Annotated in this window: 15 protein-coding genes; 6 read left to right on the top strand and 9 right to left on the bottom strand. The window is 65.2% G+C overall.

The annotated features are described in order from the left end of the window. Positions 1–57: 57 nt before the first annotated feature. Together ACQR1F_RS27835 and ACQR1F_RS27830 are read right to left on the bottom strand one after the other, a co-directional pair. Positions 58–1602 (bottom strand): acyl-CoA synthetase, encoded by a 1545-nt coding sequence (locus ACQR1F_RS27835; RefSeq protein WP_434914220.1) that lies wholly within the window; start codon positions 1600–1602, stop codon positions 58–60. 129 nt (positions 1603–1731) lie between these two features. Beyond that, positions 1732–2541, bottom strand: a complete 810-nt coding sequence (locus ACQR1F_RS27830; protein WP_434914219.1) for a crotonase/enoyl-CoA hydratase family protein — start codon at positions 2539–2541, stop codon at positions 1732–1734. A 104-nt stretch (positions 2542–2645) separates the two neighbouring features. On the opposite strand from ACQR1F_RS27830, the gene ACQR1F_RS27825 reads away from it, so the two are divergent. Continuing rightward, a complete protein-coding gene (locus tag ACQR1F_RS27825) occupies positions 2646–3521 on the top strand; it encodes an SDR family oxidoreductase (RefSeq protein ID WP_006613814.1) in 876 nt (291 codons plus the stop codon). Between the two features lie 132 nt (positions 3522–3653). After that, complete coding sequence (locus tag ACQR1F_RS27820; RefSeq protein WP_434914218.1) at positions 3654–5234, top strand: fatty acid--CoA ligase; 1581 nt, start codon at positions 3654–3656, stop codon at positions 5232–5234. A gap of 189 nt (positions 5235–5423) precedes the next feature. On the opposite strand, the gene ACQR1F_RS27815 is transcribed toward ACQR1F_RS27820, so the two are convergent. Further along, complete coding sequence (locus ACQR1F_RS27815) at positions 5424–6698, bottom strand: acyl-CoA dehydrogenase family protein (protein WP_434914217.1); 1275 nt, start codon at positions 6696–6698, stop codon at positions 5424–5426. Positions 6699–6864: 166 nt separating this feature from the next. On the opposite strand from ACQR1F_RS27815, the gene ACQR1F_RS27810 reads away from it, so the two are divergent. Then, the gene (locus tag ACQR1F_RS27810; RefSeq protein WP_434873730.1) at positions 6865–7644 is read left to right on the top strand and encodes an enoyl-CoA hydratase-related protein; all 780 of its coding nucleotides are present in this window, start codon (positions 6865–6867) and stop codon (positions 7642–7644) included. 233 nt (positions 7645–7877) lie between these two features. Here ACQR1F_RS27810 and ACQR1F_RS27805 read toward each other — a convergent pair whose 3' ends face one another. The 3 genes from ACQR1F_RS27805 to ACQR1F_RS27795 are packed head-to-tail and all read right to left on the bottom strand — an operon-like array spanning position 7878 to position 10035. Beyond that, positions 7878–8255: a DUF6285 domain-containing protein gene (locus ACQR1F_RS27805; protein ID WP_315801304.1), complete on the bottom strand. Its 378-nt coding sequence runs from the start codon at positions 8253–8255 to the stop codon at positions 7878–7880. After that, positions 8255–9244, bottom strand: coding sequence for a phosphotransferase family protein (locus ACQR1F_RS27800; protein WP_434892292.1), 990 nt, complete (start codon positions 9242–9244; stop codon positions 8255–8257). Before ACQR1F_RS27800 ends, ACQR1F_RS27805 begins: the two co-directional genes overlap by 1 nt. Next, the gene (locus ACQR1F_RS27795; RefSeq protein ID WP_316183436.1) at positions 9241–10035 is read right to left on the bottom strand and encodes an enoyl-CoA hydratase/isomerase; all 795 of its coding nucleotides are present in this window, start codon (positions 10033–10035) and stop codon (positions 9241–9243) included. The genes ACQR1F_RS27800 and ACQR1F_RS27795 overlap by 4 nt, the downstream gene beginning before the upstream one ends. A gap of 178 nt (positions 10036–10213) precedes the next feature. Between ACQR1F_RS27795 and ACQR1F_RS27790 the strand changes: the two genes are divergently transcribed. Further along, positions 10214–10993 carry an SDR family NAD(P)-dependent oxidoreductase gene (locus tag ACQR1F_RS27790; protein ID WP_315801307.1) on the top strand — a complete coding sequence of 260 codons (780 nt, stop codon included), beginning with the start codon at positions 10214–10216 and terminating at the stop codon, positions 10991–10993. Between the two features lie 168 nt (positions 10994–11161). Beyond that, entirely contained in the window at positions 11162–11995 is an 834-nt protein-coding gene (locus tag ACQR1F_RS27785; protein ID WP_315801308.1) for an alpha/beta hydrolase, read from the top strand. Positions 11996–12064: 69 nt separating this feature from the next. Here ACQR1F_RS27785 and ACQR1F_RS27780 read toward each other — a convergent pair whose 3' ends face one another. Then, on the bottom strand, positions 12065–12355 hold the full coding sequence (locus ACQR1F_RS27780; protein WP_315801309.1) for a hypothetical protein: 291 nt from the start codon (positions 12353–12355) through the stop codon (positions 12065–12067). Between the two features lie 181 nt (positions 12356–12536). Between ACQR1F_RS27780 and ACQR1F_RS27775 the strand changes: the two genes are divergently transcribed. Then, on the top strand, positions 12537–13148 hold the full coding sequence (locus ACQR1F_RS27775; protein ID WP_315801310.1) for a flavin reductase family protein: 612 nt from the start codon (positions 12537–12539) through the stop codon (positions 13146–13148). Positions 13149–13168: 20 nt separating this feature from the next. Here ACQR1F_RS27775 and ACQR1F_RS27770 read toward each other — a convergent pair whose 3' ends face one another. Next, positions 13169–13498, bottom strand: coding sequence for a cytochrome c (locus ACQR1F_RS27770; RefSeq protein WP_434882602.1), 330 nt, complete (start codon positions 13496–13498; stop codon positions 13169–13171). Positions 13499–13503: 5 nt separating this feature from the next. Further along, positions 13504–14703, bottom strand: coding sequence for a molybdopterin-dependent oxidoreductase (locus ACQR1F_RS27765; RefSeq protein WP_434907010.1), 1200 nt, complete (start codon positions 14701–14703; stop codon positions 13504–13506). Positions 14704–14716: the final 13 nt, after the last annotated feature.

The raw sequence follows: 14716 nt of genomic DNA, 5'->3' as shown, positions 1-14716 counted from the left end.
CAAGATCAAGAAAGAGGCGTCGCCTGCCCTATTCCAAGCTATCGTTCCTCCCCTCGGTCAGATTTGCCTTCCGGCTCGCTCCCAATACGGATCGCGCAGCCGCCGCTTGAAGATCTTGCCGGAATCCTCGCGCGGCAGCTTGCCGTGGATTTCGATATGCCTGGGCACCTTGTAGTCGGCCAGCGAGGCCTTCAGCCGCGCCTTGATCTCGCCGGTATCCAGCGTCACGCCGGGCTGCGGCTCGACCACCGCCATCAGCGCCTCGCCGAACTCCGTGTCGGGGATGCCGAACACAGCGCAATCATGCACGCCCGGCACGGCATGCAGCACCGCCTCGATCTCGGCCGGATAGATGTTGACCCCGCCGGAGATCACCATGTCGCGCTTGCGGTCGCACAGGAACACATAGCCATCGGGGTCCATGTAGCCGACATCACCCGAGGTGATGAAGCCGTCGCGGTCGATCTGGGCGCGCTTCTCCGGCTTGTTGTGATAGGTGAAATCCGGATTGCCCGCGATGCGCGAATAGATCTCGCCGATCTCGCCCTGCGGCAGGATGCGCCCGTCCTCACCGAGGAAGCGCAACTCGGCGCCCGGCGAGACCTTGCCGACGGTGCCGGGCTTCTTCAGCGCGTCCTCGGAGCTCGCGAAGGTGACTGCGCCCGATTCGGTCGAGCCGTAGAATTCGTAGATGACCGGCCCCCACCATTCGATCATCGCGCGCTTGACGTCGGCCGGGCACGGCGCCGCGGCGTGGATGATGTGACGCAGCGACGACATGTCGTAGCGGCCGCGCACCTCCTCGGGCAGCTTCATCAGGCGGATGAACATGGTCGGCACCATGAAGATGGTGTCGATCCGCTCCACCTGGATGATACGGAGAAACTCCTCCGGCTCGAACCGCGGCATCAGCACCAGCGCGCCGCCGAGCCGTCCGGCCCGCAGGCCGAAGGCGTTCGGCGCGGAATGATACAGCGGTCCGGGCAGCAGCGCGCGCGAGCCCGGCTTGAGTCCATAGATCAGCGCCCGCATCCGTTCGGCCGAGGCCGCCTGCTCCACCGTCGGCGCATTGCGCCGGACGCCCTTGGGATGACCAGTCGTGCCGGAGGTGTAGATCATGTTCTGCGGCTGCGGCACCTGCGGTCCTTCGTAAGGACCCTGTTGCATGAGCCAGCTTTCCAGGTCGGTCGCGAACTCCGGTGTTGCGAGCAGATCCGCGCCGATCTTGTAGTTGGACAGGATCTCCGGCGGCGTCGGGACGCTGAGCACGGTGATGCCGGAGGGAATCAGGCCGCGAAGCTGATGCAGCAGATCGGCGTGACCGATCAGCACCCGCGTCGCGGAGTCCTTGAGGATGTAATCGATCTCCTCCGGCTTGAAGTGCCAGTTCACCGGCACACCATAGGCGCCCAGTCGCATCGCGCCGTAGGCGGCCTCGATGAAGGCGATGTCGTTGCGCATGAGCATGCAGACGCAGTCGCCCTGGCGCACGCCGAGCTGCGCGAGACCGCTCGCGATCCGCGCGGCGCGGTCGGCGATGTCAGCGTGGCTGCGCCGGCGTTCGCCGGAGATGATGCCGCAAAACAGGGAGGACGTTTCCATTGTTATTGCCTTGTCCGATCTGGCGTCGGTTCGAGTTTCCGCCGTCATTCCGGGGCGATGCGCAGCATCGAACCCGGAATCTGGAAATTGTTTGGCTCAGCTCCTTCGGGACTGCCCGCAAGGAGGAGGCTAATCTACAAACTTGGGCGCACGCTTTTCGATGTTCGCCCGCACCGACTCCAGCTGGTTCGGGCTACCGATCAGCTTCTGCTGCTCGACCGATTCCGCGAGCAGCGCCGGGCCCGGATCGACCGAGAGGTTGTTCAGCATGCGCTTGGCGGCGCGGATCGCATCCGGATTCTTGCCGGCGATCTCACGCGCCGTCTCCAGCGCGGCCGCGCGCGGATCGGCGCAGATGCGTGTGACGAGGCCGTAGGACTGGCCTTCCTCCGGCGAGAACACCCGGCCGGTATAGGTCAGCTCGCGGAGGATGTCGTCACGCATCAGGGTCGCCAGGATCGGCGTGCCCGCCATGTCCGGCACCAGACCCCATTTGATCTCCATGATCGACATCTTGGTGTCCGGTGCGACGTAGCGCATGTCGGCGCCGAGCGCGAGCTGGAAGCCGCCGCCATAGGCCACGCCATGCACTGCAGCAATCACCGGCACCGGCAACTTCCGCCAGCCCCACACCGCCTGCTGGGCGAAGTTCGCCTTGCCGTGGGTGCGAACGGTGAGGTCGCGCTTCTCGCCGCCGGGTATGCCGTTGCCGCCGGAGTCCTTCATCGCCGCGAAGCGGCCCATGTCGAGCCCGGCGCAGAAGGCGCGGCCCTCGCCGGACAGCACCACGGCGCGCAGCCCCTTTTCCTTCGCCAGCCGCTCGGTGGCCGCCACCAGCGCCTCGAACATCTCCATGTCCAGCGCATTCATCTTGTCGACGCGGACCAGGCGAACGTCGGCGACGCCGTCCTTGATCTCGATCGCGATGCGGTTGTCCATCGAGCGGTCTCCTCACGAATGTCTTTGTGACTTTACAGAAGGCTGTCGGAGCGATTTAGTCAATCGACCAATTAACTCACAACATGTCAGGCGGAAACTCTCCCATGTTCAAGGACAATCTCCTCGAAGGTCGGCGCATTCTGGTGACCGGCGGCGGCACCGGCCTTGGCAAAGCGATGGCCGCACGCTTCCTGCAGCTTGGCGCCGAAGTGCATATTTGCGGCCGGCGGAAAATCGTCTGCGACGAGACCGCGACCGAACTGATGGACCTCTATGGCGGGCGCGTCACCAGCCACGGCGTCGACATCCGCAATGCGATGGCGGTCGAGGAAATGATCGAGGCGATCTTCCAGGAAGGCGGCCTCACCGATCTCATCAACAACGCCGCCGGCAATTTCATTTCCCGCACCGAGGAATTGAGCCCGCGCGGTTTCGACGCGGTTGCCAACATCGTGATGCACGGCACGTTCTATGTGACGCATGCCGTCGGCAAGCGCTGGATCGCAGCGAAGCAGCCGGGCAACGTCGTGTCGATCACGGTCACCTGGGTGCGCAACGGCTCGCCCTATGTGGTGCCCTCGGCAATGAGCAAGTCGGCGATCCACGCGATGACGATGTCGCTCGCCACCGAATGGGGCCGCTACGGCATCCGCCTCAACACCATCGCACCCGGCGAGATCCCGACCGAAGGCATGAGCAAGCGCATCAAGCCCGGCGACGAGGCCGGCGCGCGCACCAAGGCGATGAACCCGATGGGTCGCGTCGGCACCATGGAGGAGCTGCAGAACCTGGCCGTGTTCCTGATCTCCGGCGGCTGCAACTGGATCAACGGCGAGACCATCGCGATGGACGGCGCCCAGGCGCTTGCGATGGGCGGCAACTTCTATCAGCTGCGCGACTGGAGCGACGACGACTGGACCAAGGCCAAGGAGTCGATCAAGGCGCAGAACGAAAAGGACCGCGCGACGCGCACGAGCTGATGGCCCAATCGCCCGGTTGATCGGAGACGTGCTCCCTGTAGACTGATCGAGAGATGCTTGCTCCGGCGCAATCCGGGGCGAGAACCACCACAAGACATCGAACAAAGAAAAAGACGTAATCGGAGGGGAAACATGTCCGTCTCGACGGCAACGTCGACGCTTGTCGACGTCGTGCGCGACAGAGCGCAACTGCTGGGCTCCGCCACCGCATATGAGTTCGAAGGCCGCGTCACCAGCTTCGCCGAATTCGACCGTAAGACCAACCAGGTCGCCAACGCGCTGAAGGCGCTCGGCATCAAACCGCACGACCGAATCGCCTATTTCGGCAAGAACAGCGACATCTATTTCGAGCTGCTGGTCGGCGCCATGAAGGCCAACGTCGTGATGGCGCCGGTGAACTGGCGCCTCGCCGGTCCCGAGGTCGCCTTCATCGTCGAGGACTGCAAGGCGCCTGCCCTGTTCGTCGGTCCCGAGTTCATCACGATGATCCGCTACATCCGCGGCCAGATTCCGAGCGTGCGGCACATCATCACGACCGAAGGCGGCGCGCCGGAATGGCAGGACTACATGGCCTGGCGCGACGCGCAGAGTGCCGACGATCCTGGCGTGGCGATCACGCCGCGGGACATCGCGCTGCAGCTCTACACGTCCGGCACCACCGGCAAGCCGAAAGGCGCGATGCTGTCGCACGCGAACTTCCTCAACCTGGTGAATACCGGCAATCCCGAGGAGAAACCGGACTGGAACAAATGGTCGACCGACGACGTCTCGCTGATCGCGATGCCGATCTTCCACATCGGCGGCTCCGGCTGGGGCCTGATGAGCCTCTACCACGGCGCCCGTGGCATCATCGCGCGCGAGTTCGATCCCACGAAGATCCTCGACTTCTTCGAGCAGTCCGGCATCACCAAGCTGTTCATGGTGCCCGCCGCGATGCAGTTCGTGGTGCGGCAGCCGCGCGCGCGGCAGGTCGATTTCTCGCGGCTCAAATACATGCTCTACGGCGCCTCGCCGATCCCCGCGGCGCTGCTGAAGGAATGCATCGAGGTGTTCAAATGCGGCTTCGTGCAGATGTATGGCATGACCGAGACCACGGGCACCATCATCGCGCTGCCGCCCGAGGATCACGTCGAAGGACTGGAGCGGATGCGCTCGGCCGGCAAGCCGCTGCCGGGCGTCGAAGTCGCGATCATCGATCCCTTGGGCAATCCGCTGCCGCCGCGGCAGGTCGGCGAAATCGCCACCCGCTCCGGCTCCAACATGACCGGCTACTGGAACCTGCCGGAGGCGACCGCACGCACGCTTGGCAGGGACGGCTGGCTGCGCACCGGTGATGCCGGCTACATGGACGAGGACGGCTACGTCTACATCCACGACCGCATCAAGGACATGATCATCTCCGGCGGCGAGAACATCTATCCGGCCGAGGTGGAGAGTGCGATCTGCGATCATCCTGACGTCGCCGAAGCCGCCGTGATCGGCATTCCCGACGAGAAATGGGGCGAGGCTGTCAAGGCGATCGTCGTGATGAAGCCGGGCAAGCAGGCGACCGCGACCGACATCATCAACTTCACCCGCACCCGCATCGCCGGCTTCAAGACGCCGAAGACCGTCGACTTCCTCGACGCCCTGCCGCGCAATCCCTCCGGCAAGATCCTGCGGCGGAATCTGCGCGACCCATATTGGGCGGGCAAGGACCGGCAGGTGAATTGACAACCGGCGGTCTTCTCGTTGCGACAGCCTGGATCGCGTCGCTGGCGCTCGCGATGACGTGGAGAGAGCGCGCACTCTCTCCACACCGTCATTGCGAGGCGCCCTTGCGCCGAAGCAATCCAGGGGCCAAGTGACAGGTCTGGATTGCCGTGCTGACGCTCGCGATGCCGCCACGCGATCAGGCTGCGCTCACCGCTTGTTCGCCCCCATATAGCCAAACAGGAACCCCGCCACCTTGCGCATCTGGATCTCCTCGCTGCCCTCGGTGATGCGATAGCGGCGGTGGTGGCGGTATATGTGCTCGAACGGCCTGTGGCGCGAATAGCCCATGCCGCCATGCACCTGGATGGCGCGGTCGGCGGCCTCGCAGCACAGACGGTTAGCCCAGTAGTTGCACATCGACACCTTGTCGGAGAGCGTGTGCTCGACCTGCGCCTGGGTCAGCTGGTCCATCTCCCACGCGGTCTTGCGGATCAACAGCCGCAGCATCTCGGCCTGGGTCGCCAGCTCCACCAGCGGCCACTGGATCGCCTGGTTCTCCGCCAGCGCCTTGCCGAACGGCTTGCGCTCACGCGCGTAATTGACGCTCTCGTTGATACAGTAGACGGCCGCACCGAGCGAGCTCGCCGCCTGGCGGATGCGGTTCTCGTGCACGAAGCATTGGGCCAGCGACAGCCCGCGCCCGACCTCGCCGAACAGCGCGTCCTCCGGCACGAACACGTCGGTGAAGCTGACGCGCGGATGGTCGGTCGGCATGTTGAAGGTCCAGAGATATTCCTCGACCTTCACACCCTCGGTCTTGGCCGGCACCAGGAAGCAGGTGATGCCGCGCGCATCGCCGTCATTGCCCGAGGTGCGCGCAAACAATGCGCAATGCGTGGCGACGTGCATGCCCGTGGTCCACATCTTCTCGCCGTTGATCAGCCAGCCCTTGACGTTGTCGCGGGTCGCCGGCACCGCCTTCGTCTCCATGTGGGTCGCGTCCGAGCCGTGATGCGGCTCGGTCAGGCCGAAGGTGATGCGGTACTTGCCGGTGATCGAGCCGTCGATCATCGCCTTCTGATCGTCACGGCCGTAGCGGTCGAGCATGGTCACGATTGGCAGATTGCCGACGATCGAATGCTCGTTCTGCAGGTCGTTGTGCAGGCCGAGGCCCTTCGACGCGAAATGCTCGCGGATCACCGCCATCCAGAGGTTCGAGCCGTCCTTGCCGCCATAGCGTTTCGGGATCGCGAAGCGCAGATGGCCGGCCGCGTCGGCGCGGTCCTTGGCCTTGCGCAGCAGCTGCTCCCAGTCATGCCGCGGCAGGCCGCCATTCTCGAAATCGGTGCGCGCCCATTCGCGGCGATGATCGAAGAAGCGGATGTTGTCGTCCGCCTGCTCCAGCGGCTTGATCTCGGCGGCGATGAAGCGGTCGAGCTCGTCGAGATAGGCGATCAGTTCCTTGGGCAAGGAAAAATCCATGGCGCGTCTCCCTGTGCGTGTCGTTGTTGTTCTTGATCTTGGTCAGGCCAGCCCGCCGCCGCGTGCTTGTGGCGCGCAGCGCGGTTGCGTATTTGGATGACCGCGCACGCGGCGCAGGCGCTAAGCTCGCGCACGGCAGCCAATCAGAAACCAGGAGGAACGGTCGATGGAGCTGAAATTCTCGAAGGTCACGCGCAAGGGGCCGATCACAATCGTCACCCTTGCCCGTCCCGAGGTCTACAACGCGCTGCATACCGACGCACATTACGAGCTGGAGGCGGTGTTCGACGGGTTCGCTGCCGATCCCGAGCAATGGGTTGCGATTGTCACCGGCGAGGGTGACAAGGCGTTCTGCGCCGGCAACGACCTGAAATGGCAGGCGGCTGGCGGCAAGCGCGGCTGGGGCCGAAGCGGCTTCGGCGGACTGACGTCGCGCTTCGATTGCGACAAGCCGCTGATCGCCGCCGTCAACGGCGTCGCCATGGGCGGCGGCTTCGAGATCGCGCTGGCCTGCGACCTGATTATCGCCTCGGAGAATGCCACCTTCGCCCTGCCCGAGCCGCGCGTCGGCCTTGCCGCGCTGGCCGGCGGCCTGCAGCGGCTGCCGCGCCAGATCGGCATGAAGCGCGCGATGGGCATGATCCTCACGGGCCGCCATGTCGGCGCGCGCGAGGGCCACGAGCTCGGCTTCGTCAACGAGGTGGTGCCGCAGGGCGAGGCGCTGGAGGCCGCCGAGCGCTGGGCCGAGACCATCGCCAGGAACTCGCCGATGTCGATCCGCGCCTCCAAGCAGGCGATCGAGAAGGGCCTGGCGGTGTCGCTGGAACAGGCGATCACCGAGCAGCGCGACTATCCGGCGGTGCAGGCGATGATTCATTCGCAGGACTACATCGAAGGGCCTAAAGCGTTCTCGGAGAAGCGGCCGCCGAAATGGCTTGGGCGGTAGAGCCTCACCGAGCTCGTCATTCGGGCGCGCGCGCAGCGCGAGCCCGGAATCCATAGCCGCGATCGTCCCTATGGATTCCGGGCTCGCGACTGCGTCGCGCCCCGGAATGACAGCGCGGGTCTGCCTCCACTCCGTCATGGCCGGGCTTGACCCGGCCATCCACGTCTCGCGGCAGATTCGTGAGAGGATGGATGCCCGGGTCAAGCCCGGGCATGACGACGGAGAGTTACACTTCATTCGTGCCTCCCCGCCTCGCGCTTGTAGGATGCGTAGTTCGGCTGATCGACGGCGAGCTTGTCGAGCGTGGTCTGCCAGAGATGCTCCTTCAGACCCGGCGTCGCGAGATCGACAGCACCGCTCGCAATCTGCTCCGCCAACGCGCGATTGAGGTCGAGCAAGGCACCGTCCTGTCCCAGCAAATCCTTCAAACGCGCATGCTCTGCAGCCTCCGCGGGCGCCGCCTGTGTCAATTGCCGCACGACCAGATCGAGCGCGTTGATGCCGACGCGCAGCTTGAACGCCTGATGTCCCGAGATCAGCGGGGCTACATCGTTGCGCAGAAAATCGGCCACCGCCTGTACCAGCTCGGTCGGAGTCGGTTCGTCCTGCATCAGCCCTCTCCCCGCGGCGCCAGCAGCCGCAGCAGATCGATCTCAGTCTCCGACGCGCGGCGGCCGATCATGGCGCGTTCCATCGAGTGGTCGGGACCCAAGCGAAACCGCTGCATCATGCCGCAGCACATCACGCCCCAGCGCAATGTGCCCATGACCTCCCAGAACTTCACCCTGCCGGCATCGACCTTGCGGCCAGCGGCCTCGTAGCCCGCGTACAGCTCCTCGCGCGAGCCGAAGCCACCGACGGGCTTGTCGATCTCGCCGAAGCGCCAGGAGTTGACGCAGATCCAGCCGAGATCCTCCATGGGATCGCCGAGATGGGCGAGCTCCCAGTCGAGCACGGCGCGCACCCCGTCGGGGCCGATGATGAGATTGCCGTTGCGGAAATCGCCGTGCACCAGCGTGACCTCCGCCGAGGGGCCGGGATCATTGTGCGACAGCCAGCGCAACGCGAGATCGAACACCGGGCGCGGCCAGTCGAAGCTTTGATATTCGCGCGCAAGCTCCGCGATCTCCCTGACCGCGTTCATCTCGCGCAACGCCGGCAGTGCCTCGCGCCGAATGCCGTGGATGCCGGCGGCGATGCCGCCGAGCTGGCGCGCGAGACGGGGGCGCGCCTCGGCAAACTTGGCATCGCGCAGGATCTTGCGCGCGATGGTCTCGCCCTCGACGCGGCGCATGATGAAGCCGGCGCCGAGATCGTCCTCCGGCGTCAGCAGGTGCAGCACCTCGGGCGACGGCACCCCGGCGGCACGCGCCAGCCGCATCAGCGCCGCCTCGTTGTCGAGCCCGGCGGCGCGGCCAGGCGCGGCGCCATAGCCCTTCGGCGAGCGGCGCAAGATCGCACCGACATCGCCCGCGGGATGGACGATGTCGAAGCGCCACGTCTCCTGGCTGGCGCCGCCGGAGAGCTTTGCGGCGCCGTGCACGCCGGTCGCCCCCGGCATGAACGAGGCGACGCAGCGGGACAGCTCGGCCTCGATCATTGGCCCTTGAACTTGGCCGGCCGCTTCTCGAGGAACGCGGTGACGCCTTCCTTGAAATCCGACGTGCTGCCGGCGACGCGCTGCGCCTGGAATTCAGCGTTGAGCTGCTCCTCGAACGAGTTCTCGGGACTGTCCCAATACAGCTTGCGGATCTGAGACAATGCGACCGTCGGGCCATTGGCGAGCTCATGCGCGAGCTTCATCGTCTCCTCCTTCAGCGCCGCATCGTCATAGACGCGATTGACGAGCCCCCATTGCAGTGCCGTCTCGGCCGGCAGCTTCTCGCCGAGCAGCGACAGCTCGATCGCGCGCGCCTTGCCGACAAGGCGCGGCAGCAGCCAGGTCGAGCCGCAATCGGGAACGAGGCCGATGCGGCGGAAGGCTTGCAGGAAGTAGGCGGACTTGGCGCACAGGATCATGTCGCCCATCAGCGCGAAGCTCATGCCGGCGCCCGCGGCCGGGCCGTTGACCGACGTCACGATCGGGCAATGCAGGTTGCGCAGGCGGCGCAGGAACGGATGGAAGGCGGTCTCGAGCGCGGCGCCGGCATTGCTGCGGCCGGGCTTGGCCTGCGTGTTGCGGCCCTGCAGGTTGGCACCGGTGCAGAACGCGCGTCCCGCGCCGGTGACGACGAGACAACGCACTTCCGCCTTCTTCTCCTCGATCTCGTCGAGTGCCTCGGCGAGCCCGCCCAGCATGTCGATCGAGACCGCGTTCATCACCTCCTGATGATCGAGCGTGAGGACGGCGACGGGCCCGTCGAAATCGAGCGTGACGTGCTTGAACTGCATGGTTTCCTCTCAAGAGCTTTTCGAGCGCTGCATTCTTTACGGCGGAAATTCGCTGCATCGCCGGGTTCGTGCAGCATATTTGATTTTTGCGCTGCGCTTGTCCATGGTTGGATCATCCCAATAACTGAAGCGGCGCGCAGCGCACTCACATCATCACGGAAACGTCCGAGAGAACCCCATGAACATGTTCGACCTCACCGGCCGCGTGGCCGTCGTCACCGGCGGCAATGGAGGCATAGGCCTCGGAATCGCCCAGGCACTTGCGTCCAGTGGCTGCAACGTCTCGATCTGGGGCCGCAACGCCGAGAAGAACAAGGCAGCCGCGGCCTCGATGGCGGCTGGTCCCGGCAAGGTCGACACCCGCGTCTGCGACGTGACGAGCCCTGCTTCCGTCAACGACGCGATGCAAGCGACGCTCGACGCCTTCGGCCGCGTCGACGGCTGCTTCGCCAATGCGGGCATCGGCGGCGGCGGCCGCAAGCCTTTCATCGAGCGCAGCGAGGAGGAATGGCGCACGATGTTCGCGACCAATCTCGACGGCGTCTTCCACGCCTTCCAGGCTGCCGCGCGGCACATGACGGCCCGGGCGGAGGCCGGTGATGCGTTCGGCCGCCTGGTCGCCACCTCGAGCCTCGCCTCGCTGTTCGGCACCGCGCGCAACGAGCACTATGCCGCGACCAAGGCCGCGATCAACGCGCTGTGCCGCGCGCTCGCGGTCGAGCTCGCACGCCACGGCGTCACCGCGAATGCGATCCTGCCCGGCTGGATCAGGAGCGACATGACCGCGGGCATCATGGGCAATGAGAAGTTCGTCGCCAATGTCATGCCGCGCATCCCGGTGCGCCGCTTCGGCGAGCCGTCGGATTTCGGCGGCATCGCCGTCTACCTCATGAGCAAGGCGTCGTCCTATCACACCGCAGACTGCTTCGTGATCGACGGCGGCTATACCGCCTTCTGACCGGCAGCAGCGACCGGTGGGCCGGTGCGCCGGTCTGCCGAACCCGGATTTGTTCCACATCCGTATTCCAAGATTTCCGAAATTTAATGCTGTCCAGGCTGCCACGCCCTCGTGACCTCGGCGTTGTCCCTCATCACATAACGAGGAGAAGCCGAGGGGAAGGAAGCCATGAAGCGAGGCGTGACGGTTTTGGCCTGTGTGTCTGCCCTGACTGTGGCCGGCTATTTCGCCATTGCGAAGTGGGGCATCCAGCACGAGAGCCGTGAGTTTTTCGATGCCGAGCGGCAGCGGCCGATCACGGTCGACGTGGCCGTGCGCACGGATTACGAGATGAAGGCCAATGCCGGGCTGTGGCGGCTCCCGGTGGCGATCATCAGCAACGGCAACACCGTCAAGAACACCGAGTATTCCTTCCTCGCGAACGTGTTCGCCGCGCGCGGCTATCTCGTCGCCAGCGTTCAGCAGGACCTGCCGACCGATCCGCCGCTCGTCACCAAGGTCGGCATGCCCTATGTCGGCCGGCTCGACGTCTACAAGAAGGGTGAGGCCAACATCCTGTGCGTGCTCAAGGAGATGAAGAAGCGCCATCCGAATGCCGACTATGAGCATCTGACCCTGGTCGGCCATTCCAATGGTGGCGACACCGCGATGTATTTCGCCAAGGAGCATCCGAACATCGTTTCGCAGGTGGTGACGCTCGACAATCTGCGGGTGCCTTTCGTGATCCGGGACAAGCTGAAGATCCTGTCGTTCCGCTCCGACGATCCGCAGTTCAAGACCGATCCCGGCGTGTTGCCATCGCAGGTCGGCAAGAAGAGCGGTATCGACATCATCAAGACCGAATTTCAGCACACCTGGATGAGCGATCGCGGTCCCTATACGGCGCGGGAGCGGATCCAGGCGACGCTCGACAAATATCTCGGCGGCGACACCACCAGCGAGCTCGCACCGGCAGACACCGACAATCTGATCGTCACCAACGGCGCAGCGGCCCTGCCCTGATCTGACGATACGTCGGCGGGGCGGCATGCGCATGGCAGCGGCGCAATCGCGCAGCCGCCATCGCAGCCGTCAGTTCTGCGGTTTCTTGGCCGGCGGGCCGTTCTTATTCCCCGGCATTCCCTTGATATTCGACGGATCCTGAGCGCTGACGTCCGGATTATGGCGGTTGATCGTGGACGAGCCGACCGTGCCGCCTGTCGTCTCAGTGCCCGGTCCGTTCTTGTTGCCGGGCGCGCCCTGGATGCCTGCTCCGGAATTCTGCACACTCGGCGGCGGCGTGGTCTGCGGGCTGCCCTGCGCCAGCGCGGACGTAGCCGAGACGGCGAACGCGCAAGCAATCAGACTGATCATTGGTTTCATGGCGCGACCTCCATTTGTAGTTGCTGTGCTGTCCGAACGTGGCGCTGGCGGAGCCGTTCCCGGAAACATGGAGTTTCCCGCGCGAGGACGCCGATGTGCGCACCCTCTGCCCGCTTTATTGGCTTCCGGATCGCGTCACGGCCCACTACGGTCGGGGAACCGACGCACCAGAGGCCCCTACATGGAATACCTCTCCACCGATCTCAGCCCGCGCGAGCGCTACAAGATCTTGACCTCCTTCGTGCTGCCACGGCCGATCGCCTGGGTCACGACCAGGGGCGAGACCGGGGTGGTCAACGCCGCGCCGTTCTCATTCTTCAACGTGATGGGCGAGGACCCGCCGCTCTGCGTGTTCGCGATCAACCTGCGGCCGGACGGCCGGACCAAGGACACCCTGGTCAACATCCGCCGCTCAGGCGAGTTCGTGGTCCACATCACCGACGAGCCCCTAGCGCAGGCAATGCACGAGACCGGCGGCGACTTTCCGCCCGAGATCGGCGAGCCCGATCATCTCGGACTCAAGCTCGCACCCTCGCGCATGATCGGCGTGCCGCGGCTGGCGGACGCACCGTTCGCGATGGAGTGCAGGACCTGGCAGCTCATCGATGTCAACGGCGACCGCGTGCTGGTGCTCGGCGAGGGCCTCGCCTTCCACATCCGCGACGAGTTGTGGGACACCGAGAAGATGCGGGTCGAGATGGAGCTGTTCCACCCCGTGGGGCGCATGTTCGCCGACCGCTATTGCCGCACCGACGACCGCATGGATTTCCCGCCGGCGAAGGGCGCCGGCTGAGCGCTCCCGGCCGGACGCCGTCAGTAGGTCGCGGCCAGATAGCCGACGATCTTGTCGACATCGGCCGCGTCGATCGGGGCACCATAGACCTTGATCATCTTGGTGACCTCGGCCTGCCAGAACTCCTTCTTGTTCTGCATCGGCGGCTGCGTCTTGATGTAGTCGGAGGAGTGGCAGGCCGTGCAGTTGCCCTGGACCACGGCGAGGTCGGGCCCCGGCTTGAAGGCGGCAGTCTCCTGTGGAACCTGGTAGTTGACGGGCGCTGCGGTCAGGGCGATGGGGTTGCCCGCCAAGCAACCAAGTCCAGCGGCCAGCGAGGCGATGAGGAACGACATCCGTTGCATGGTCATCCTCCTCAGGCCGCCGTGACGCGGACGGTTTCGACGACATTGCGCAGATAGCCGGCCGGATTCCAGCGCGGTGTCTCCGGCTGGGTTTCGCCGGAATTGCTCGTGGCCCGCACCTTGAGCTCGTGGGCTCCCACGGCAAGCTTCACCGGCAGCTTCCACTCGCGGAAGGAATATTTCCCGAGATCCCTGCCGAGCTTGGCGTCGGTCCAGCTCTTGCCGCCATCGGTCGAGACCTCGACCTGCTTGATCCCCGTTCCGCCGTCGAATGCGATGCCGCGCAGCACCGCCCTGCCGGCCTTCAGCTTCGCGCCATCGGCCAGGCTGGTGATGAACGAGCGGACCGTGAAGCGGTTGATCGGGATGGTGGCTTTCGGCGTCGTGCCGGGCTCGACGGCATTGTTCGGCGTGTCCGGGATGCGATAGGCCGATTTCATCCAGAAGCCGTCGAACACGCCGTCGACGACGGTGATCTCGTTGAGGTGCTTGACCCAATACGTCCCGTAATAGCCGGGCACGATCAGTCGGAGCGGGAAGCCGTTGAGGAACGGCAGATCCTCGCCGTTCATGCCGTAGGCCAGCATCACCTCGCCATTCATGGCGTGATCGAGGTCGAGCGCCTTGACGAAATCCGGCGTCTTGTCGATCACCGGGCCGTCCATGCCGCCGAACGTGACCTGTCTGGCGCCGGCCTGGACACCCGCCATGTCGAGCACGGTCTTCAGCGGCACGCCCCGCCAGCGCGCATTGCCCATGGCGCCGTTGCCAAGCTGGCCGCCTGCGACGCGAGGCTCGAAGAAGCCGCGGCTGTTGCCGGAGCATTGGTTGACGGCGACGATCTCGGTCGCCTTCATCTTGCGGATGTCCTTGAGCGACAGCTTGAGCGGCTTGTCGACCTTCCCCTTGATCGCGAGTGTGAACTTGTCCGGATCGAGATCGTAAGGCAGGCCCGCCAAATGATAGCGGACGAAGAAGGCATTGTTCGGCGTGATCACGCCGTCATTGAACACCCCGAATGGCGTTTCGAGTTGCGGCGGCCGGCTGGTCAGGCCGATCATCGGCCGCTTCTGCGGATACTTCACCAGCGGCCGCTCGCCGTTGGCGAAGGGCAACGTCACCGTCTCCCCGGCCAGCGCACGGGTCGTGCCGAAGCTGCCCAGCAAAGCAGCCATCCCCGCTCCCTTGAGCAGATCACGTCTGTCGATCATGGGTCTCCCTCCG

The sequence above is a fragment of the Bradyrhizobium sp. HKCCYLS3013 genome, assembly GCF_051167615.1.
Classification (GTDB): domain Bacteria; phylum Pseudomonadota; class Alphaproteobacteria; order Rhizobiales; family Xanthobacteraceae; genus Bradyrhizobium.
Note: the sequence above shows the minus strand (reverse complement) of the source record. Positions and strands in the feature narration are given on the sequence as shown.